We start from the raw sequence: 13,693 nt of genomic DNA on the forward strand, positions 1-13,693 counted from the left end.
AATAAGGGAATTTACGCCATAATATGGTTGAATATGGAAATGGATGATGTTATAGTAATATTAATACTAATACAAACAGATGTTCTTGTAATTTGAAAGGGGGCCATTTAATGAAAAAATTAATTAATGACTTGCCTTGGAATACAAAGCTTAAAATTTTAAGAATTGCTAAAGGGTGGACTCAATCGGAAGCAGCAAAGCGGTGCTGTACTAATCAAAAGATGTATTGGAGCTGGGAGAATGGAAAAAGTTATCCCCGGATGAATAGTCAGGTTTTAATTAGTCAAGTTTATGATGTGAAAAGGATGGAAATCTTTACTCAAAGCGAAATGAATTTTGATTGTTAAAAGGGAGGGGTCTTTGTGAAGTATACAATACTTGGATTTAAGCAAAGTGAGCTAGTGAAGTTTGGCTTGGACACTGTAGATGCACTGATATTAAGGTATTTTGTTGACTTTAAAGATAGCGGACGTATGGTAAAAGAAGAGATAGATAATGGAATTTATTATTGGGTGAAATATGAAGGGATAATAGAAAGTCTGCCTATATTAAAACTAAAAAAAGATGCTGTATATAGAAGGTTGAAAAAGATGTCGAATGTTAATATACTTGAGCATAAAACTATAATTGAGAATGGAATGTTTTCTTACTACGGTATTGGTTCTAAATTTATAGAGCTGATATCGGATTTTAAAACCAATCCTACGGTTTTAAATACTGAGCCCTATGTAAATAAAACCATAACCCCTACGGTTTTAAAACCTGAACAAAAGATTAATCTATTAAAAGACTCATCTATTAAAGATATTAATAATATATATACCTCAATTGTGAACTACTTGAATGAAAAGGCTAGTAAGAACTACAGAGTGAGCAGTAAAAAAACACAGCAGCTTATACGGGGGAGAGTGAAGGAAGGTTTTGCTTTAGAGGATTTTTATAAAGTGGTGGATAACAAAGTGGAGGAATGGCTAGGAACGGAAATGGAGAAATACTTAAGACCTGAAACTTTGTTTGGAACTAAATTTGAGGGATATTTAAACCAAAAGAGTCAAGAAAGAGATTTTGAAGAAGTGGAGGATGAGGGACTTGGATTTAGCATATAGGGATAAAATTGAAACTTGCGAAGTTTGCAAAGAACCCATAGGCATAGTGGTGGATTTATATTTTGGCTCTAGACTATATCCAAGGGCCTGCAAATGTAGAAGGGAAATCTATAGGCGAGAAAGATTTGAAGAGGAAAATAGAGAAAAGCAAATAAGGCTTAAAAGGGTTATAGCCAACAGCATGATGGATGAGAATTTTAGGACATGCACCCTTAAAAATTGGGATCATAGAGTAGGCAATAAAAGCTTATATAAAATAGCCCTTGAGTACATAGAAAAATTTCACCATATGAAAAATAAAAATCAAGGCATGTTGATTTACGGAGAACCTGGAAATGGAAAGACCTACTTTTCTTCCTGTATAGCTAATGCACTTATGGATAGATCCATTCCCGTAATAGCAGTAGGAGCTATAGGATTGACGGAGAGGATAAGTCAAAGCAAGAGAACTTGGGGAGATGAAGGAGTGTTTACGGTTTTAAATAGTTTAGAAAATGCAGATTTGCTTATAATTGATGATTTAGGTGCAGAGGAGGATAATAAGTGGACAAGGGCTATGATATATCAAGTTATAGAAAAGAGAAATAGCTCAAGATTGCCAGCGATTATAACCACAAATATAAGCATCAATGAATTAAAGGAACGGTATAATGACAGAACCTATAGCAGGCTTGTGGAGATGTGCAGCTTTATTAGGAACACTGGAGGGGATATAAGAAAAATTAGAGGTAAAGGAAAAACAGAAAAATTTTTAGGGGAGGTATTAAATTAAACATGAAAAACCATGTTGTTTTAAATGAGTTTCTTATAAAAGCCAAGCAGGATGACAAGGAAGCCTTAGGAAAAATAATAGAGTATTTCATGCCTCTCATACTAAAAGAATCTTCAAGATACATAATAAAGTGTTACGATTATGAGGACTTAGTACAGCATGGATATCTCTCCGTAATAAAGGCTGTAAATATGTATAAAGGAGAGCCAGACTACTTCATCCCATACTGCATAAGAGCTGTTCAACTAAACTACAAGGCTCTCTTAAAAAAAGAGATTAAGCATCATAGAGAAATACCAGATGAGTTCGTTCACTTAAATGAGGATTACTATTTTACCATAGAAGATGAAATCTTAGCCTTCGAAAAAACAAAAGAATTATATGAAGCTATAGATAAGCTTTCTGAGGAAGAAAAAATGGTGGTAAGTAGTTTTTATATAAACAATAATACCTTAGAGGAAATAGCAGTAGGAGGAGAAAAAAGCTATAACAATGTAAGGTACATAAAAGATAAAGCCATTAAAAAACTGCAGAAGATGCTTAAGGAACATATATATTAATTGATAGTTGAGAGTTGAGAATTGAGATTCTCCATTCTCAACTCTCAATTTTAAAAAGGGTGGTGGGAATATGTATGACGAATTAGTTAAGCTTATTAGTAACCTAGGATTCCCAGTAGCAGTTAGTATATATCTATTAGTAAAACTGGATACAAGGTTGGAGGAATTGACCAAAGCCTTTTTAAAGTTTTCTAACATATTGCTTTCTGCTATGGAACACCATGAAGAAGAGAGGCTACCTTGAAAAAAGAGGGAGCCTCTCTTTTTTATATGATTAGAAAACTAAAAATATTTTTTGCAGTTATCTTTTTAAAGTCATATATATAGGTGAAAACAAAAATAAAGGAGGGATAGAGATGGCTGTAGTTGCTGATAGGTATGATTCCGACTTAGTGTTACAGGTAGTAACAGGGGTAGGAGATGACGGTAAGGAGAAAACTAAAAACAAGACCATATCCAAGATTAGTTTAACTGCAACAGATGAGGATCTTTACGCTGTGGCGGTTGCTATGGCAGATGTATTGAAATATGAAACAATTTCAATACGTAGAATCAACAAAAACATACTATTAGGGTAAATTCCTAAAGTGAATTATTAAGGTAAGGAGGGGTGAACATGGATAAGACTTTAAGCATGAAGTTCACTGATAGCGAAGGGAAAAAGATTTCTATTTCTTTAAGTGAAATAAAAGAGGATTTAACTGGACAAGAAGTAGAAGCTCTTATGGATGTAGTCTTGGCAAAACACACAGTATTCGATTTGAAAAATCCTTTAGTTTCAAAGGACTCAGCTCAAATAGTTGCAAGAACTACAACAGAAGTATATAAGGCTTAGAAAAAAAGGCTCTTTGAGCCTTTTTTTAGTTAGAAGTTAAGGGAGAAATAAAGAGTAAAAATATTAGATTTTTATAGGGAGGGGTATTATGAATATAATAAATTCCAACTTGGTATTTAAGGGACTTGACTATGGCAATGTTCCTAGGATGATTATTTTACATCATGCAGCGGCATTAAAATGCAGCATAGAGGACATTCATAGATGGCATTTAAACCATGGGTGGTCAGGCTGTGGCTATCATTATTTTATTAGGAAAGATGGAAGGATTTATGTAGGCAGAAATGGAAAAGCTATAGGTGCTCACTGCATAAATTATAATGCTATATCCATAGGAATTTGCTTAGAGGGAAACTTTGATACAGAGAAGATGGGAGAAGTTCAGTATAAAGCTTTGGTGAAATTATCCCGCTATATTTGTAGTAAATACAATATTAATAAAATACATGGCCATGGCGAGCTTAATGCTACTAATTGCCCAGGGAGGAATTTTCCTTTGGAGAGATTAGGGGATGATTTGTAAAAATAGGGGCTATGTATAGAATATTAAAACGCAGTAGGTTTTAGCGCTTACTGCGTTTTATGATTAAATGACGAAGTAATTAATAAAGAGTGTTCTTTGAAAATTGAATAGTGCGGTATTTACAAAATATGCTATAATTAATTCATGATAGTAAATTATTACGCTACAATTATTGAACATATTATCATAAATATATTAATTTTTAATGGAAGGTTACTTTAATATGAGCAAAATAGTGAAAACACCTAAACCACCTTATTATGCAGTTATTTTTACATCCATAAGAACTTCAGATGATAATGGATATGGGAAAGTAGCTGATGAGATAGTTAATATTGTTTCTAAACAAAAGGGCTTTTTAGGAGCGGAAAGTGTTAGAGATGAAGAAGGATTTGGGACAACAATATCATACTGGGATTCTTTAGAGAGTATTAATGAATGGAAATGCAATGTTTCGCACATGAAAGCAAAGGAAATGGGAAAGAAAATGTGGTATTCAAAATATATGATACGAATTTGTAAGGTAGAAAATGACAATTATTTTGATAGTACTTTTTAATTACTATAATTCTTATTTAACGACTAAAATTAAAAATCGAATATTTTATGCAAATACCGTACTATTCGAATGAATTCTACGGTATTTTTATCGTCGTAGTTCAAATAAATTACAACATAAATATGATATTTAAAATACAAATAATGCTCTTTGAGAATTGTTTGAATAGCAAAAAAGCGAATTTCTTTTTAAGAATTCAAATTGAAAGGAAGAAATCATGGAAGTAGGGGTACAGCAACGATTGGTGCAAAAACAGCCCTAAGACAATATTTTCTAAACCCGATACGTTGCCGTTCTTTCTAATGTAGTAAATTACTCATCTATACAATATCTAATGATAAATCATAGTCTATATTTGGAGGCTTGCCCCAGAAGACTCTTCATATTTGCCCCCACCTCTATCGTAACTTGTGCTCTCGCAATTTTTCAATTAGCTTCGAATAAATGGTGATGTTTAATTTCTATGTTGTCTAATCCATTGTGACCATGTAGTTTTAAAGTTGTCATTATTTTCAACACAATACCTATAAAATCTTTTTATTAATTCAGCTCTTTTTTTGGAGCGGTTCATTGGGTGCAATTCATCTCTAAGTAGATCCTTTCCTCCTAGTAAGACCTGCCTATTCATTATATCTTGGAGACTGACATTTTTAGCGTTTTTCATCATATCATACATTACCATAAAAGTAGTTGTTCTTCCTGCCCCAGCTTTACAATGAAAATGTAGCCAGGTATTTGGAAGCAATGAATTAACGAATTTTATAAAATAATCAATCATAGCATTAGTAGGCCTTTCTTTATCTGTTACCGGTATACGCATATATGAGATACCGTAGCTTCGAACTAAATTTTCTTCATCTTCAACTTTTTTCGGTATTAGTGTTCTATTGCCAATAGATATTGGTCTGTTTAATAAGATGCTTTGTAATCTCGCATTTTCATCAGATAAAACTTCTTCTTTAGTCAAGCCTTTATTGGCCTTGTTATGGCTATCTACCCAACTTATCGCTATACCGTTGATAAATCCATGTGATTCTTCCCTTAAGTCAACTATAATTATTGGCATAGCATTGCCCAGGGATTGTTTAACTAATATAAGACCATTTTCAGAGAATTGAGAACTACCAGATATATTTAAATTAGCTAATCCATTTAAGTTTATAGAGTTATTACCTTTAAGATTATTTAAATCAGTAGTTTTGCGAAAGTGGCTAGGTAATCTGTTTGTATTATCAGAGTTTATAACAAGGCGTAAATTATTATTTCGAGGTTCATAATAGGGTTCTTGTATCATTCTATCATTCATATTCCATCCATATTCATATAAAAATGGATGTCGATAAGTAGGTGCTTTATATGGGAAACGGTATAAATAATAAAGATAGGGACATTTATGGCAATAAGCACGCCAGCCATGATGACCATTTCTAAGACTATCCTCAATTGAATTGTAATTTGTAGAGTGATTTAAAGTTATTTCATTTTGCTCCATATATAATTCTCCATAAAAATTTTTCACATTATATTATATGATATTAACTCATATTGTTCTTGCTATTATTACCAATTTTATAGTCTAATTATGGAATTAATGTTTTTTTCATTAATAGTTCAAATATAAACAATAAAGACTATGTTCTTTAGGATGCATATACGCTATAATTAGGTTTTTAAAATTTAATATTTGCAAGTGTTTCAATTGATAATATTCCTAATTAATAAAATAAATGGCCATTAAGTGTAATTTTAAAAAGTTAGGAGTAGCTTTCTGTGTAGGTTTAAATAAAGAAGCAAAAATATTATGTTCAATATTAAAAAATAATGGGTTTGAGGTTAATTCAGTTGCATGTAAAAATGGAAGCATACCTAAAGAATTTTTAAATATTAAAGAATATCTTTTTCTTAAAGCTTCAATCCATACTCTCTTGTAATTTCGTTACACTGAATTATGTCATTAAAAACTTGTTTTTCTAGTAAATTGCTTTGAAATAAATCAAATATATTTTATAACGCGTTAAAAGAGTATCTTAGCCAAATGTACATTAAGCTTGTATTATTGACTTAAGCAATGTTATTTAGTTAAAATGTTATTGGAGGTGAAATACATGAAAAAGTTAATTAAAGTTGTTGGTGCTATTATTGAAAATGAAAATAATGAAATCTTATGTGCCTTAAGGTCAACTAAAATGTCTCTTCCTAACCTATGGGAATTTCCTGGTGGTAAAATCGAAAAAGGTGAATCTTTAGATAATGCTATAGTTCGTGAAATTAAAGAAGAGCTTGATTGTACTATAAGCTTTATAGATGTTTTTAATGAAAATACTCATGAATATGATAAATTTATAGTTAATTTAACAACTGCTAGATGTAAATTAATAGAAGGGGAACCTACTGCTAATGAACACGATAAACTTATTTGGATTCCTAAAGAAAATTTAATTTCTTTAAATTGGGCTCCTGCTGATATTCCTGCTGTAGAGCAATTAGTTAAAGAAAAAGTGTAGCACCGCTAATAATAGTGCTACATCTTTTGCTTTATATTCCTATGATATTATATAATCATAAATGTCTTCTCTTACTGGTGTAATTAATTTATATCTTATTTCTACAGCTGTTTTTGTAGTATTTTTCATTGTAAATTGATGTGGCTTTCCTACTGCTTTTATTTTTCCTAGAAAGTAAAACTCTTTTGAAATTTTATCATCTTTATTTTTTCTTACAAACAAAGTCATTTCTACTCCATCTGCTTCTGCATTATATGCTTGAACAATATCTTGAGATTCTATAGTTCTACCTGACTTTGAAATTGCTATTAATTGTGATTCTGATTCAAATCTATCCTCATAATTTATAGTGTTTTCTATATCATCTGACTTATCATAGTTAATAAATACAGGATAAGTTTTAGTAATTTTATCATATTTATAACCACCAATATTTAAAGCTACTTCCCCCTGCTCCCATTCTAACAGTCTGCACACATCTTCATATGTATACTTTTGATATAATTGAAAGTTGGTATTCATATACCTATTACTATAATTTTTATTATATCTACTTAATCCAAACTCTATTAATTCCACAACCATTTCTTTAAAATAGCTATTTTCAATACATTCTTTGAACTTAGATGAAGTTATATAATAGTTATCTTGTCTTTCTAAAAAGATACATTTTGAATAAGTTTTTTTAGCTGATCCCGTCGGAAATTCATTCGTTAATACATTAATTACATTTGCTTCAGTAATTTCTTTAAAATCTATATTATAAATTTCCTTAAGCTCATGTTTTAACTCACCTATTAAGTCTACTTTGTTATGTATTATATTTTTAATCATTATAAGTTCGTGCGGTCTTTTACCTGAAGCTAACTTTTTAGAAATAAACTCAATAAATAAAGCTTGTAAATCATTAAGCTCTACAGTATATTCTTTATCATACTTTTTTAAGAAATTATAATAGGACCCTAATTCAGTCGCAAAAATTCTTAATGGATCTATAGAATCAAATTTATCAAAATCACTTAAACTAGGTATTCTACCAATTTTTTGTTTAAGATTAAAATAACTTTCTTTAATTAACTTTATATTATTAAAATTTGCTAAATCTATTGATTCAAATATTTTCTTTTTTGATATTTCATCGAAATTAATAGTAGAACAACCTGGTATAACTCTTGTACCTTCCATAACATACTTTCTAATAGTATCTTTATTAAAAGTTCTATCCCCTGATAAAGCTATTGGGATTAAAAAGTTACTGTTATAATTACCTACAAAATCTATTATTACAACATACTCTTTAAATTTATTTTTTCTAAGCCCTCTACCTAATTGTTGTACAAATATTATTGAGGAGTTAGTTGGTCTTAACATTACAACTTGATTTACAGAAGGAATATCTACTCCCTCATTAAATATATCTACTGTAAAAATATAATCTAATGAATTTAAAGTTTCATCTTGCTCTAATCTTTCAATAGCTTTTTCTCTTTCCTCTTGTGAGCTTTCTCCTGTTAAGGCAACAGTTTTATATCCCTTTATATTAAATATATTTGAAAGCTCTTTAGCTTCTTTTTTATCACTACAAAATATTAATCCCTTTACTCTTTCACCACAATATCCATAAAAATTTATTTTATCAATAATATGCTTTACCCTTTCCTCTGCCACTAAATATTTAAAGTCAGTCTTATCATCTAACTCAATTCCGTCAATTGTAACATCAGAAACTCCAAAGTAATGGAATGGACAAAGTAAATCCTCTTCTAAGGCTTGCTGCAATCGTATTTCATATGCAATATTGTAATTAAACATTTTGAATATATCAAAATCATCACTTCTTTCAGGTGTTGCTGTCATGCCTAAAAGAAATTTAGGATTAAAATAGTTAACTATCTTTTGATAGCTATTTGCACCTGCTTTATGAACTTCATCTATTATAATGTAATCAAATTTATTTTTATCAAAAGATTGTAATACTTCATCCTTTGACAATGTTTGGATTGTACAAAAAATAAAATCCTTGTCCACATCCTTGCTAGTACCTGATAATATTCCCATGCTTCTTGTATCACCAAAGACATTTCTAAAACTATTTAAAGCCTGTTTTGCTATTTGCTCTCTGTGTACAATAAATAATGCTCTTTTAGGATTATAATTTCTAAGTTCAAAGGCAGATAAATAAGTCTTACCTGTTCCAGTTGCAGAAATTAAAAGACCTCTGTCTTGTCCATTTTCTCTAAGTCTTTCTAACCCTTGTATTGCTTCTACTTGCATCTTGTTAGGCTTTAGCTTATATTGAGAAAGTCTAGGAACTTTACTTTTTCTAGCAAACTCAACTTGCTTTCTATATATATCCTCATAAGTCTGAATCCATTCAAGAGTTAGCTTATCAGCCTCATTCCAAAGTTGATTAAACTCTGAAATAACTCCTTCTGTTAATGAACCTTCTTCTAAAGATGAAACCTTTAAATTCCACTCCTTATTTTTAGTTAAGGCTGTTTGTGTTAAATTTGAGCTACCTACTATTAATTTATAGTGATCCCTATATCTAAAAATATATCCTTTTGTATGAAAATTCTCTTTGCTGTATAACTTAATTTCTATATTAGGAAATTCTAAAAGCTTTTTTAAGGCCTTTGGTTCACTAAAATTCAAATAATCAGTAGTTAAAATTTTACCTTTAATTTCTTTTTTATTTAAAAATTTTAAAGTTTCTAATAAAGGAAGTATTCCACTATTAGTAATAAAAGCAACAGATATAAAAAATTCTTCACACTTATTAAGTTCAGATATTAGTTCACTTAACACTTTACTCCCTTTAGAATAGTCATTAACAATTAACTTTGGAGTTAAAGCTAAATTTGAATCTATTGATTTATTAACAAATCCTGTTCCACTAGCTTTTAATATTTCATTTCTTATTAAATTATCATTAGTAATTTCAATGGATTTATATTCAATATTATCTCTGATTGTGTCACTTTTATCATATACGCTTATCGATTCATTCTTTAGTTTTTTTAAATCTGTACATACCCTTGAATCCATATTAATCCCCCTCGTAATCTTTAGCAACAGGTTAAGTTATATAATCATATCCTGTAAATTTCAAACAAAAAGCATTCTCCCTATAAGGTTAAATGCTTTTTATTATAATTATAATTTTTTATAGTTCTGCAGTATAAATATCTTTTTTTCCTACCACAAGAATTAATACCTTCTTTAAATCATCCTCTCCAAGTTCTTCTTGAACCATTTTACTTTCAGCATATCCTTGAAGCTGCTTTAGTCCCTCTTCTTTTACCTTTTCTAAGGTATCTCTTTCGCTTTCTTTTATGTATTTTAACTCTATAATCCACTGGAATTTAGTTATATTTTTAAACTGAATCTTTTTCTTAAGCATTATATCCACATAACCTTTGTTATTTTCATCTTCACTTTTTATAAAATATGTACTATCTACACCTAATAGTGTAAGAAGCATCATTTTTATATTTTTTTCATCCATTTTTATTAAATCTCTATTAGATAAATCCTCTAATGTGCTACCTATAAGTTCTACTAAGGACTGAATATTTCCATTCATTCTCATTTCATTAACAGCTATTCTTACCTTTTGTATTTGTATATTATAATCTTCATTTATTCTTTGGAAATGTTGTTCCCAATATATTGTTTTTATAACATAATTGGGTATATTTAAAACTGTGCCTAATGGACCGTGCTCTTTTATTGTAAGCATTCCAAGATAAAATAATAAGGATTTAAAATTTTCTTTCACACTATACATAGTATGAATATTAAATCTATCTACTAATATAGTAGAGGTTTCTCCTGTAGTCATTATTTCTTCTAAAGCTTCTCTATCGTTAAAATTATAAGCTAACTGATTAACTTTCCCATAATCAGTTTTTACATTATTATCTATCATTTCTTTAGGATACTCATTATAAGCCAAATAATTATCTAAAAAATACATGGACATGTCTGGATTAAAAACTGATTTACTGTCTTCATTAAATTTATACCCATTATAATACTCAGTCATATCAATACATATCTTTTCCTTAAGGGATTTATCTTTTATTCCAACCTCATCCATAATAGAGGAAATCTCATTTCTTGTAAATCCCATCATAGCATTAAGATTTTTATCTAAGGTATAGTTCCTTGTTATATTAAATCCACTGGTTAAATCATCAAGCATTATAGGACTTACCCCAGTCATAAATATTCTATTAAAATTATCTGCTGTTGCATCTTTTATAGCTTTATAAAATACCTTAATAAAACCTTCGCCATGAAGTATGCCACTATAAGTACTTTGTCTTCCTCCTGTAATAAGTTCATTAGCAAAATTATCATATTCATCTATTAAAACAAATACAGGTATTTTTATTTTACTAGCTAATAAAGATATATACTGCACTATTATTTCTGCACTTTCCATTCCCTTTGGAATAGTATCAACATCTAATAAATTTGAGTATTTGTTTAGAAATTTTATTGCAGATAAAAAAACTTTTGAATTAAAACTATTTCTTAATTCTTCTTCACCATGTCCTGCATCTACCCCTGCAAAACTTATTTTCCAAACAAGAAAGCTATTCCTCTCTTCTGTAGGGTTTTTACCTATATGTAGATCAGCAAATAATTCCTCAAATTTATCCTTCTTATTTATATCATAATAATTCTCAAGCATTGATATAAAAAGGCTTTTGCCAAACCTTCTAGGTCTTATAAAAAAATTATAGGGGGCATATCTATCTAATAGTTCTATGTAAGAGGTTTTATCTACATAAAGATAATTTTTTTCTCTTAACACTTCAAAGTTAGAAATCCCATAAGGTATTCTTTTCATTTACTCTCACTCCTAACTTAATTTAATCTATTCTTTATTAATCTATTTTTTCTAGCGTTTAAATCAATATTTAACTTATTTATAGTATACCCTATATTTAATAACATTTGAATAAAAGGTAGAATTTTACCCCATTGACTATTTAACGGAAGAAAAGAATGATTATATGGAAATTGCAGAATTTATTAAGAAGCTCATAGAATTACACATTCCTGTAGCCGCTATTTGTGGAGCAACTACTTTCTTATGTAAGCATGGATTGCTTGACAATGTAAAGCATACAGGAGACAGCCTAGAATTATTTCAAGAACAAAAAGGATATAAGGGAGAAGCGTTTTATATCCCTGCACAGGTAGTTGTTGACAATAAAATCATTACTGCAAATGAAACTGCTGCCGTTCAATTTGCTTATGAAATTTTTAAAATATTAAAGATTGACAGTGACGAAGAAATGGCGCAATGGTATGATAACTTTAAAAATGGTGCAATTCGCTAGAATGTGAGTAAAATCATATCAACAAATTTGAATTTATTTAAGAAATTAGATAAAATTTAATATAAACAATATCCTTATTTGAAGTCATAACTGAAAAAACGAATAATTTAATTAAACACCGTATTATTCAAGTCTGAATTTTACGGTGTTTTTGTTACGCAATATGATTATTTGCGAATTAATTAATAGAAATAGATCTTTGAAAATTGAATAGCACGGTATTTATAAAATATGTTATAATATGGATAAAGCAATTAAAAAAAATTGGTATTGGTATAGAATATGCCATAAGTAAATAGGAATTTGTGAAGGAGTATAAGATAATGAAATCTATTTTAGCAAAGATTCTATTTGGTATTGCTATTGTGCTATTGATATGTTTTTTTGGAGATCTAATCTATTTACGTTATGATTATTATACTAATACAATTCCGTCATACGCTTCTACACCATTGTATGTTTATAATATAATTCATGGAATAATATTTTTAGTGCCAAGTATTATATGTTTTATAGTGGCTCTGTTATTGCGTTCAAAATCAAAAAAATAAGATTAGTTATATGCATATTCTTAATATTTAACAACTAAACTATAAAATCGAATAATTTTTCTAAATGCCGTATTATTCAAAAGAATAAGCGGTATTTTTTATTTCACAATTTGAAAATTAGGCGACATAACTATTGAAATTTGAAAGATGAACAATGTTCTTTGAAAATTGAATAATACGGTGTTAGGAAGTAAAATTACCTTGTATTTATTATCAAATCAACCATGAATTAGTGTATAAATATGATATAATTACTATTAGTTAAGTAACAATAGTAATATATTACGTAATAAATTACACACAAGGAGGGTGAATAGTGAATTATGTTTTTCTTCCTATGAATAAAGAATATGCAAATGAGATTGCGTATAATTGGAGGTACAATGGAATATATTCATTCTATGACATGACGGCTGATGAAGAGGATTTAAAGGAATTTCTTAACGAGGATAATTGGACAGGACATTATTTCGCAGTTCTTAATGATAAAAGTGAATTAGTTGCTTTTTACTCATATATCTTTGAATATGGAGTTATGTGGATAGGTTTTGGTATAAAACCTGAATTAACAGGAAGAGGAATTGGAACTGAATTTGTAGTCGCAGGTATTAACTTTGGAGTGGAAAAGTTTGAATATAAACAAAATTGCATTATGTTGGCAGTTGCTTCATTTAATAAACGAGCAATAAAAGTATATGAGAAGATAGGATTTCAGTTTGTAGAGAAGTATATGCAAAAAACAAATGGTGGAGAATATGAATTTATTAAGATGAAGAAAGTAATATAAATGGCAAATTTCTTATTTAACGTCATAACTGAAAAAACGAATAATTTAGTAAGACACCGTAAAGTTCAAGTCTGAATTTTACGGTGTTTTTGCGTCGCAATACAAATAAATTACAACATAAATATGATATTTAAAATAC

At 29.3% G+C, this 13,693-nt stretch carries 16 protein-coding genes; 13 read left to right on the forward strand and 3 right to left on the reverse strand.

All coding sequences use genetic code 11. The annotated features are described in order from the left end of the window. The first annotated feature begins 110 nt into the window (after window positions 1–110). From RYO54_RS02970 to RYO54_RS03010, 9 genes are all read left to right on the forward strand, one after another. Window positions 111–347, forward strand: coding sequence for a helix-turn-helix transcriptional regulator (locus tag RYO54_RS02970; protein WP_315115498.1), 237 nt, complete (start codon window positions 111–113; stop codon window positions 345–347). A gap of 15 nt (window positions 348–362) precedes the next feature. Beyond that, a complete protein-coding gene (locus tag RYO54_RS02975; RefSeq protein ID WP_315115501.1) occupies window positions 363–1,106 on the forward strand; it encodes a conserved phage C-terminal domain-containing protein in 744 nt (247 codons plus the stop codon). Beyond that, window positions 1,081–1,878 carry an ATP-binding protein gene (locus tag RYO54_RS02980; RefSeq protein WP_315115812.1) on the forward strand — a complete coding sequence of 266 codons (798 nt, stop codon included), beginning with the start codon at window positions 1,081–1,083 and terminating at the stop codon, window positions 1,876–1,878. The genes RYO54_RS02975 and RYO54_RS02980 overlap by 26 nt, the downstream gene beginning before the upstream one ends. Window positions 1,879–1,880: 2 nt before the next feature. Beyond that, the gene (locus RYO54_RS02985) at window positions 1,881–2,438 is read left to right on the forward strand and encodes a sigma-70 family RNA polymerase sigma factor (protein WP_315115503.1); all 558 of its coding nucleotides are present in this window, start codon (window positions 1,881–1,883) and stop codon (window positions 2,436–2,438) included. A gap of 70 nt (window positions 2,439–2,508) precedes the next feature. Then, a complete protein-coding gene (locus RYO54_RS02990; RefSeq protein WP_315115505.1) occupies window positions 2,509–2,682 on the forward strand; it encodes a YvrJ family protein in 174 nt (57 codons plus the stop codon). Window positions 2,683–2,794: 112 nt separating this feature from the next. Continuing rightward, window positions 2,795–3,016, forward strand: a complete 222-nt coding sequence (locus RYO54_RS02995; protein ID WP_315115508.1) for a DUF1659 domain-containing protein — start codon at window positions 2,795–2,797, stop codon at window positions 3,014–3,016. Between the two features lie 38 nt (window positions 3,017–3,054). Then, window positions 3,055–3,273 carry a DUF2922 domain-containing protein gene (locus tag RYO54_RS03000; protein WP_315115511.1) on the forward strand — a complete coding sequence of 73 codons (219 nt, stop codon included), beginning with the start codon at window positions 3,055–3,057 and terminating at the stop codon, window positions 3,271–3,273. 88 nt (window positions 3,274–3,361) lie between these two features. After that, on the forward strand, window positions 3,362–3,796 hold the full coding sequence (locus tag RYO54_RS03005; RefSeq protein WP_315115513.1) for a peptidoglycan recognition family protein: 435 nt from the start codon (window positions 3,362–3,364) through the stop codon (window positions 3,794–3,796). A gap of 223 nt (window positions 3,797–4,019) precedes the next feature. Continuing rightward, a complete protein-coding gene (locus RYO54_RS03010) occupies window positions 4,020–4,355 on the forward strand; it encodes an antibiotic biosynthesis monooxygenase (RefSeq protein ID WP_315115516.1) in 336 nt (111 codons plus the stop codon). A 454-nt stretch (window positions 4,356–4,809) separates the two neighbouring features. On the opposite strand, the gene RYO54_RS03015 is transcribed toward RYO54_RS03010, so the two are convergent. Further along, window positions 4,810–5,847: a fused DSP-PTPase phosphatase/NAD kinase-like protein gene (locus RYO54_RS03015; protein WP_315115518.1), complete on the reverse strand. Its 1,038-nt coding sequence runs from the start codon at window positions 5,845–5,847 to the stop codon at window positions 4,810–4,812. Between the two features lie 235 nt (window positions 5,848–6,082). Between RYO54_RS03015 and RYO54_RS03020 the strand changes: the two genes are divergently transcribed. Then, complete coding sequence (locus RYO54_RS03020; RefSeq protein WP_315115521.1) at window positions 6,083–6,286, forward strand: DUF1847 domain-containing protein; 204 nt, start codon at window positions 6,083–6,085, stop codon at window positions 6,284–6,286. A gap of 174 nt (window positions 6,287–6,460) precedes the next feature. Continuing rightward, a complete protein-coding gene (locus RYO54_RS03025; RefSeq protein ID WP_315115523.1) occupies window positions 6,461–6,859 on the forward strand; it encodes a (deoxy)nucleoside triphosphate pyrophosphohydrolase in 399 nt (132 codons plus the stop codon). Window positions 6,860–6,898: 39 nt separating this feature from the next. Here RYO54_RS03025 and RYO54_RS03030 read toward each other — a convergent pair whose 3' ends face one another. Further along, the gene (locus tag RYO54_RS03030; protein ID WP_315115526.1) at window positions 6,899–9,907 is read right to left on the reverse strand and encodes a DEAD/DEAH box helicase; all 3,009 of its coding nucleotides are present in this window, start codon (window positions 9,905–9,907) and stop codon (window positions 6,899–6,901) included. Between the two features lie 118 nt (window positions 9,908–10,025). Next, window positions 10,026–11,720, reverse strand: coding sequence for an AAA family ATPase (locus tag RYO54_RS03035; RefSeq protein ID WP_315115529.1), 1,695 nt, complete (start codon window positions 11,718–11,720; stop codon window positions 10,026–10,028). 166 nt (window positions 11,721–11,886) lie between these two features. On the opposite strand from RYO54_RS03035, the gene RYO54_RS03040 reads away from it, so the two are divergent. Next, window positions 11,887–12,216: a DJ-1/PfpI family protein gene (locus RYO54_RS03040; protein ID WP_315115531.1), complete on the forward strand. Its 330-nt coding sequence runs from the start codon at window positions 11,887–11,889 to the stop codon at window positions 12,214–12,216. Between the two features lie 867 nt (window positions 12,217–13,083). After that, window positions 13,084–13,554: a GNAT family protein gene (locus tag RYO54_RS03045; RefSeq protein WP_315115534.1), complete on the forward strand. Its 471-nt coding sequence runs from the start codon at window positions 13,084–13,086 to the stop codon at window positions 13,552–13,554. The last annotated feature ends 139 nt before the right edge of the window (window positions 13,555–13,693 follow it).

The sequence above is a fragment of the uncultured Clostridium sp. genome, from assembly GCF_963515715.1.
Classification (GTDB): Bacteria; Bacillota; Clostridia; order Clostridiales; family Clostridiaceae; genus Clostridium_AW.

What these genes read in the sequence shown, in the direction of transcription:
- RYO54_RS02995 (WP_315115508.1), top strand. Translation starts at nt 2,795, where the DNA reads ATGGCTGTAGTTGCTGATAGGTATGATTCCGACTTAGTGTTACAGGTA.
- RYO54_RS03010 (WP_315115516.1), top strand. Translation starts at nt 4,020, where the DNA reads ATGAGCAAAATAGTGAAAACACCTAAACCACCTTATTATGCAGTTATT.
- RYO54_RS02985 (WP_315115503.1), top strand. Translation starts at nt 1,881, where the DNA reads ATGAAAAACCATGTTGTTTTAAATGAGTTTCTTATAAAAGCCAAGCAG.
- RYO54_RS03025 (WP_315115523.1), top strand. Translation starts at nt 6,461, where the DNA reads ATGAAAAAGTTAATTAAAGTTGTTGGTGCTATTATTGAAAATGAAAAT.
- RYO54_RS03035 (WP_315115529.1), bottom strand. Translation starts at nt 11,720, where the DNA reads ATGAAAAGAATACCTTATGGGATTTCTAACTTTGAAGTGTTAAGAGAA.
- RYO54_RS03030 (WP_315115526.1), bottom strand. Translation starts at nt 9,907, where the DNA reads ATGGATTCAAGGGTATGTACAGATTTAAAAAAACTAAAGAATGAATCG.
- RYO54_RS03015 (WP_315115518.1), bottom strand. Translation starts at nt 5,847, where the DNA reads ATGGAGCAAAATGAAATAACTTTAAATCACTCTACAAATTACAATTCA.
- RYO54_RS03040 (WP_315115531.1), top strand. Translation starts at nt 11,887, where the DNA reads ATGGAAATTGCAGAATTTATTAAGAAGCTCATAGAATTACACATTCCT.
- RYO54_RS02980 (WP_315115812.1), top strand. Translation starts at nt 1,081, where the DNA reads ATGAGGGACTTGGATTTAGCATATAGGGATAAAATTGAAACTTGCGAA.
- RYO54_RS03000 (WP_315115511.1), top strand. Translation starts at nt 3,055, where the DNA reads ATGGATAAGACTTTAAGCATGAAGTTCACTGATAGCGAAGGGAAAAAG.
- RYO54_RS02990 (WP_315115505.1), top strand. Translation starts at nt 2,509, where the DNA reads ATGTATGACGAATTAGTTAAGCTTATTAGTAACCTAGGATTCCCAGTA.
- RYO54_RS03005 (WP_315115513.1), top strand. Translation starts at nt 3,362, where the DNA reads ATGAATATAATAAATTCCAACTTGGTATTTAAGGGACTTGACTATGGC.
- RYO54_RS03020 (WP_315115521.1), top strand. Translation starts at nt 6,083, where the DNA reads ATGGCCATTAAGTGTAATTTTAAAAAGTTAGGAGTAGCTTTCTGTGTA.
- RYO54_RS02970 (WP_315115498.1), top strand. Translation starts at nt 111, where the DNA reads ATGAAAAAATTAATTAATGACTTGCCTTGGAATACAAAGCTTAAAATT.